Genomic DNA, 6,287 nt, shown 5'->3' with positions numbered 1-6,287 from the left:
GTCCGGGCTTGACGCAGACCAGGCCGGCCACCGAGATACGGCCGGAACCCTTGCCGGACACCGGGACCACTGGTGTCCGGCCGCGCCGAGCCCAGGTGCGGGCTTTGGGCGGTCGAAGCGTATGACCTGCCTCGTCCTGGAAGCAGATCCACGCCCCACGCTCGGCCGCCACTATTTTGCCTGCGGCCACACCTCCCGCCGCCACGTCGCGATCGCCGCCTCGTCACGTTCGACCGGTCGATGCTTGGGTACTTGCGGGCTGAACCCGATGCGGTGCAACAACAACGACACCCCGCGCAGGGTGTACCGCTGCCGGAACAGCCGAGCGATCAGCTCGGCCACCCGGGCCAGGGTCCAGCGTTGGTCCTCGATGTAGCCGTGTGCGGCAGGACCCTCTTCGAGCGCTGTGGCCAACGTGGCGAGCTCGGCGTCCGACAACCGGCAGTCGCTACCGGACGGGCCTTTCGAGGCCAACCCGGCCTCACCCTCGGCCAGCCACCGCCGTCGCCACACGTACACCGCGTTGTGCGACACCCGAAGCCGCCTGGCGATCTCTGGGACCGGCACGTCTTGCGCGAACAGCGCCGCCGCCTGCAACCGGACCGCCTCATGTCGGGCCCGGCCCGCGGCCGTCAGCCCACCACCATCGGGATAGCGCACCCGAACCAGATACGCCACCCTTCGACTGCTTTCACGCCGACACGCCGCTCCAGCCTCGCTCTAAGAGATCAGTTCAGAATGAGTCGGCGTGTCTGATCGAGTTACCGATCAAAGTGATCGACACTCGTGTGGTGTCTGACGCGGTGCTCACGGATGAGCTGTGGTCGCGGTTGGAACCGTTGATTCCTGTGCGGCAGCGCCGGTTTCGGTATCCGGGCCGGGCTCGGACGCCGGATCGGGCCGCGTTGGAAGGGATCCTGTTCGCGGCTCGGACCGGGGTGTCCTGGAATGCGTTGCCGACGGCGGCGTTCGGCGCGTCCGGGGCTACCTGCTGGCGTCGGTTGAAGGAGTGGCATGAGGCCGGCGTCTGGCAGCAGCTGCACGAGCTGATCCTGGCCGAGTTGCGTGCTGCCGGCCGCCTCGATCTGTCCGCCGCGATCGTGGACTCCAGCCATCTGCGGGCGCTCAAAGGGGGCAGCACACCGGTCCCAGCCCGGTCGACCGGGGCAAGCTGGGCAGCAAGCACCACGTGATCACCGACGCGGCCGGCATCCCGCTCGCCGTCACCCTGACCGGCGGCAACCGCAACGACGTCACGCAACTGCTGCCGCTGCTCGACGCGATCCCTCGAGTGCGCGGCGTGCGCGGCCGACCCAAGCACCGGCCACGCCGCATCTACGCCGACCGCGGCTACGACCACGACAAGTACCGCCACCTGGTCCGCGCCCGCGGGATCACACCACACATCGCGCGTCGCAACACCAGCCACGGCTCCGGGCTCGGCCAACATCGCTGGTACGTCGAACGCACCATCGCCTGGCTCCACGCCTTCAAGAAGCTCCGCATCCGCACCGAACGCCGAGCCGACATCCACCAAGCACTGATCAGCCTTGCCTGCTCAGTAATCTGCCTCCGTCAGCTCATTCTGAACTGATCTCTTAGCCGTGACCGCCACCATTGGCGCAACCGCGCCATCGGACTACCCACAACCCGGTCACCATTCGCCTACGAACACTGACCGACCTTAGGGTTTATCCGTCGAGGTCCGTCTACATTGCATCGACGTGGTTGCGCTGACCATGCAAAGCTGCCGGGCCGCTTGCATGAGCGGCCCGGCAGCTTTGCATGGCAGCAGCACATGGTCAGGTGGCTGCGCCTGCCAGCTTGAGCGCGAGGATGGCCTCGTCGTCCCGGCCGGACTCGCGCAGCACCTCGTCGGTGTGCTCGGCGAACTGCGGGCCGCGGGTGAGGCTGGCCGGGGTCTCGTCGAACTGCACGGGCGCGGTGACAAGCTCGCGCGGGTTTCCGTCGACGTCGGTGACCTCGGCGATGAAGCCGTTGGCGCGCAACTGGACGTCATGCGCGACCTCGAGGCTGTCCAGGACCGGCGCCCACTGACCCTCCAGCGTCGCGAACCGCTCCAGCCATTCCGAGAACGGGCGGGCGGCGATCTCCTTCGCGATGATCTCCGCCACCGCCGCGGCGTTGGCCATGAGCTTCTCGGTCGTGTCGCACAGTTCGTTCTGCGGCAGGTCCGGTCGGTCGATGTGGGCGCAGAAGTCACCGAAGTAGCGCCCGGGCTGCAGCATCGACAGGTTGAGGTAGCGGTCGTCGGAGGTGCGGTAGAAACCCACGAGCGGGTTCTTCGGTGCGCTGGCGCCGGCCTGCAGGGGCTGTGCACGCCACGGCTCGCCGTTGATCAGCGAAAGGTCGATCGCGAGCGCATTGGCCCATGCTCCGGCGCTGAGCAGCGAGACGTCCACGACGGACGGCTCGCCCGTGCGCTCCCGGGCGAACAGGGCGGCGGAGATACCGCCAGCGATCGTCATGGCGCCGATCGAATCACCGTAGGCCGGGCCTGGCATGCCGACGATGCCGTCGAGGCCGGGTGGCGTTACGCCGACCGCGCTGCCACCCCGGCACCAGAACGTCGGCTGGTCGAAACCGCCCCTATCGGCCTCCGGCCCGCGTGCGCCGAGCGCGGTGCCGCGAACGTAGATGATGTTCGGGTTGATCTTGCGGATGTCGTCGACATCGATCTTCAGTCGCCGCCGGGCGTCGGCCAGGAAGTTCGTGACGAACACGTCGCTGCGCCGAACGATGTCGTAGAGGACCTCAAGCGCCTCGGGCTTTTCGAGCGCGAGGCCGACGCTGCGCTTACCGCGGTTGGGATGCTCCATCAACGGGGCGAAGTTGCCGCCAGCGGCCACCGAGCCCAGATACGCGAAGCCGCGCTGGGCGTCGCCGCTGACGGCGTGCTCGACCTTGATGACGTCGGCGCCCCAGTCGGCCAGCACCGCTCCAGCGGCCGGCACATATGTGAACTGGGCAACTTCGACGACCCGTATCCCATTCATCGGCTTGGCGGGCATGCCGTTCCTCCACTTCGTGGTCTTCACGCAAGTGTAGGTTTAATTCTACATTTCGAGCAATGGGTCAGTTCGTTGAACCTACGTTCATTTTCCCGTGTAGTGGGGTGGGCGGCGCTCGACGAACGCCTGCATGGCCTCGGTCTGATCGTCGCCGCCACCGATCCCGAGCAGCACCGCCTCCTCGCGGAACACCTGGCCGAGTGATGACTCGAGGCCGAAGTTCAGCTGTCGTTTGATGTGGCCGAGGGCGATCGACGGCCGATTGGCCAACCGGAGCGCCCACTCGGAGACGAACGCCTCGAGTTCGGCGTCCGGCACGACCCGGTTGACCAGGCCCCAGTCGGCCGCTTCGCGGGCCTCGACCCGGTCACCGAACATGGCGATCTCCTTGGCGCGGGGCAGGCCGATCGCGCGGGGGAGCAGGTACGCTGCGCCGCCCTCCAGGGGCAGGCCGCGGTTGACGAAGATCTCCTGGAACCAGGCGGACTCGGCGGCAACGACCAGGTCGCAGGCGAGCGCCAGGGAGCAGCCGCCACCTACTGCGGGGCCGTTGACCGCGGCGATAAAGGGCTTCTCGTTGTCCCACAGCGCGTTGGTGAGGCGCCACCAGCCGTAACGCAGGGCGTCCTCATAGGCGACGTTGCTCAGCCGGCCACGACGATGCGCAGGCTCAATCTCGATGGGATCTTGCCCGAGGATGTCGGCACCGGCGGAGAAGGCTGTGCCGGTGCCGGTGATGACGCCGACGCGGATGTCCGGATCCGCGCGCACCTCGGCGATGGCGTCGATCAGGGCCTGCCGCAGGGGCTTGTCGATCGCGTTGCGCCGGTCCGGGCGGTCCAGGCGCAGCCAGGCAACGTGATGTGCGGACTCGAAGCGCAGCCCCTGCGCCGACCAGTTGTGCATGCCGTAGCCCTTCTAGGGGGCGAAGGTGTGGGCGACCAACTCGAGGAACTCGTCGACGGAGAAGGCCGCCGGGTCGTCACTGACCTCCGGATCCATCAGGTGGAAGGCGCTGACCATCGCCGAGAACATTCGGGCGAGCGCTTGGGGGTCGCCATCGCGCAGGACGCCTTCGCGTTGGCCCTGCGCGATGATGCCGGCCTCTAGCTCAATCGCCTTGCGGTATCCCTCCTGGAAGCCAGCTGGCACCTCTGCCGAGGTTGCTTGGGCGCCCGGTGCCAGGATTCGTGTGGTGAGCCGGCCCCATGCCGGGTGCTTGCGGTAGTGTTCGACCTGCAGGCGGGCCATTGCCACCAGCCGCTCGTCTGCAGGTTCCTGGTCGGCCGCGATCCGGTGCATTTCGGCAACCTGCTCGCGTGCGCGCCGGGCGAGTACCGCCTGGTAGAGCGCGTCCTTACTCTCGAAGAACGAGTACAGCGAGCCGACGGAGAACTCGCAGCGTTCGGCGACCTCCTTAAGGCCGGTCGCGTGGTAGCCCCGTTCGCCGAACAGCTGCTCGGCCGTCTCCAGGATCTGCTCCCGGCTCAGGTCGATCCGCTGCTGGCGCCGCAGCTCGCGCGGACTCAGCGCTGACTGCACCGCCTTCGTCGTGCGCCTTGCGCGACCGGCGGGCGCCGCTTCGGCCGCCACAGCCGACTTCCTGCGTGTCGTGTTCCGGCCGACGCTCTCCTGTCCGGAGGCGTCCTGGCTTCTCGACTTCGTCATGTTCACCTCACTCGTCGCTCCGCGGCACCGGTCGGCCGCGACCTTCCTGAGCGAGATATTAGCCGGATCGAATGTCCGGTTCATAATCCCTAAGTTTCGGCTCAACTCACAGAACCGCTGCTCGAATCCACGGTATCGAGGTGGAGGAGCCGGCGTAGGATCTTTCCGGTTTCGGTGCGCGGAAGGTCGGTGCGGAATATCACCTCATCGGGTGTCTTCGACGAGCGCAGCCGGGTCCGGACCCACGAGCGCAGTTCCTCAGCGTCGGGTTGCGCCGTCGAGTGCGGCACGACGTAGGCCAGGATGCGTTGTCCCCACTCGTCGTCGGCCATTCCCACCACGGCTGCGTCGGCCACCTGTGGGTGTGCCAGAAGGGTCTCCTCGATCTCCGCTGGTGCGATGTTCTCGCCGCCGCGGATGATCGTGTCGTCGAGGCGGCCCTCGACGAACAGGTACCCGTCTGCGTCGAGGTACGCCTGGTCGCGAGTGTGGAACCAGCCATCCTTGTCCAGTAGCGCGCCGCCGCCGAGGTACTCCCCGGCGACCTGCGGTCCCTTGACCCTCAGTTCGCCGCGGACGCCCGGCGGACACAGCCGGCCCTGCGCGTCGAATACCGCGATGGTGACTCCTGGTACCGGGCGGCCGACCGAGCCGAGCCGGGCGCGGACCTCTGGCGCGTCGGAGGCGACTGCGGCCCGGTGGTCGTCCGGGCCGAGCAGGGCGATCGTCGAGGAGGTCTCGGTCAGTCCGTAGGCGTTGACGAAGCCGGTGTCCGGGAACGCGGCGAGCACCTGCTCGAGGACGGCCTGCGGCATCCGGGCGCCGCCGTAGGATACCGACCGCAGCCCAGGCGTCGGTTCCCCCCGCTCGGCCAGATGGTCGGCGATCCGGGCGAGCATTGTGGGCACCAGCATCGCGTGCGTAGCGCCGGACGCGCGGGCCAGGTCGAGCCACGCGCCGGGGCTGAAACTGTCCAGATAGACCAGCCGGCGCCCAGCGTAAATGTTGGTGAGCAGGTTCGCGACTGCCGCGATATGGTACGGCGGCACGCTGACGAGGTTTGCCTCATCGGGTCCGGCCGAGCCGAACTCAACGGTACTCAGGACGTAGGACACCAGGTGCCGGTGACGCAGGACCGCTGCCTTGGGTTCGGCGGTGGTACCGCTGGTGAACAGCAGCACTGCGATCGACTCCGGGTCGACGTCGGCGGACGCGAGCGGCTCTGCAGCGGAGCACGCGTCCACCCACTCCTGCAGGCCGTATGTGGGGCCGGGCCCGTCCAGGACTTCGGCGGCGTCCGTGATGGTCAGCGGCCGTTGGAAGCGCCCGGCGAGCGCGCGTACCTGCTCGGCGGACAGACGGTAGTTGAGCGGGACGAACGGGACGCCCGCGGCCGCCGCAGCGAATAGCGCGACCGGCAGCGCCGTCGAGTTGACGCCCAGGAACAGCACCGAGTCCGCGCCCTCTCGGCTCACGATCCCCGCGCCGCCGGCCGACAGCCGAGCCAGCTGCGCGTAGGTCGAGCGTCGGGCGCGGTGCTCGACCGCCACGGCGTCGGGTGCACCGGTCGCAGCCATCGTCAGTAGC

6 protein-coding genes are annotated in these 6,287 nt (G+C 68.2%); 1 reads left to right on the top strand and 5 read right to left on the bottom strand.

Features of this window, described 5'->3' with window-relative positions:
- Window positions 1-171: 171 nt before the first annotated feature.
- A complete protein-coding gene (locus ABZS66_RS44715) occupies window positions 172-597 on the bottom strand; it encodes a winged helix-turn-helix domain-containing protein (protein WP_354768932.1) in 426 nt (141 codons plus the stop codon).
- Between the two features lie 194 nt (window positions 598-791).
- On the opposite strand from ABZS66_RS44715, the gene ABZS66_RS44710 reads away from it, so the two are divergent.
- A protein-coding gene (locus ABZS66_RS44710) for an IS5 family transposase (protein ID WP_354768930.1) occupies window positions 792-1,594 on the top strand; the annotation gives its coding sequence in 2 pieces (ribosomal slippage) (window positions 792-1,128 and window positions 1,128-1,594; 804 coding nt in all).
- 208 nt (window positions 1,595-1,802) lie between these two features.
- On the opposite strand, the gene ABZS66_RS44705 is transcribed toward ABZS66_RS44710, so the two are convergent.
- From ABZS66_RS44705 to ABZS66_RS44690, 4 genes are all read right to left on the bottom strand, one after another.
- Complete coding sequence (locus ABZS66_RS44705) at window positions 1,803-3,017, bottom strand: CoA transferase (protein WP_354768936.1); 1,215 nt, start codon at window positions 3,015-3,017, stop codon at window positions 1,803-1,805.
- 99 nt (window positions 3,018-3,116) lie between these two features.
- Window positions 3,117-3,938: an enoyl-CoA hydratase gene (locus tag ABZS66_RS44700; protein WP_354768928.1), complete on the bottom strand. Its 822-nt coding sequence runs from the start codon at window positions 3,936-3,938 to the stop codon at window positions 3,117-3,119.
- 12 nt (window positions 3,939-3,950) lie between these two features.
- Entirely contained in the window at window positions 3,951-4,784 is an 834-nt protein-coding gene (locus ABZS66_RS44695; RefSeq protein ID WP_354768926.1) for a TetR/AcrR family transcriptional regulator, read from the bottom strand.
- 17 nt (window positions 4,785-4,801) lie between these two features.
- Entirely contained in the window at window positions 4,802-6,277 is a 1,476-nt protein-coding gene (locus tag ABZS66_RS44690) for a fatty acid--CoA ligase family protein (RefSeq protein WP_354768934.1), read from the bottom strand.
- Window positions 6,278-6,287: the final 10 nt, after the last annotated feature.

Origin of the sequence: Dactylosporangium sp. NPDC005572 (genome assembly GCF_040605515.1) — a bacterium.
Classification (GTDB): domain Bacteria; phylum Actinomycetota; class Actinomycetes; order Mycobacteriales; family Micromonosporaceae; genus Dactylosporangium.
Note: the sequence above shows the minus strand (reverse complement) of the source record. Positions and strands in the feature narration are given on the sequence as shown.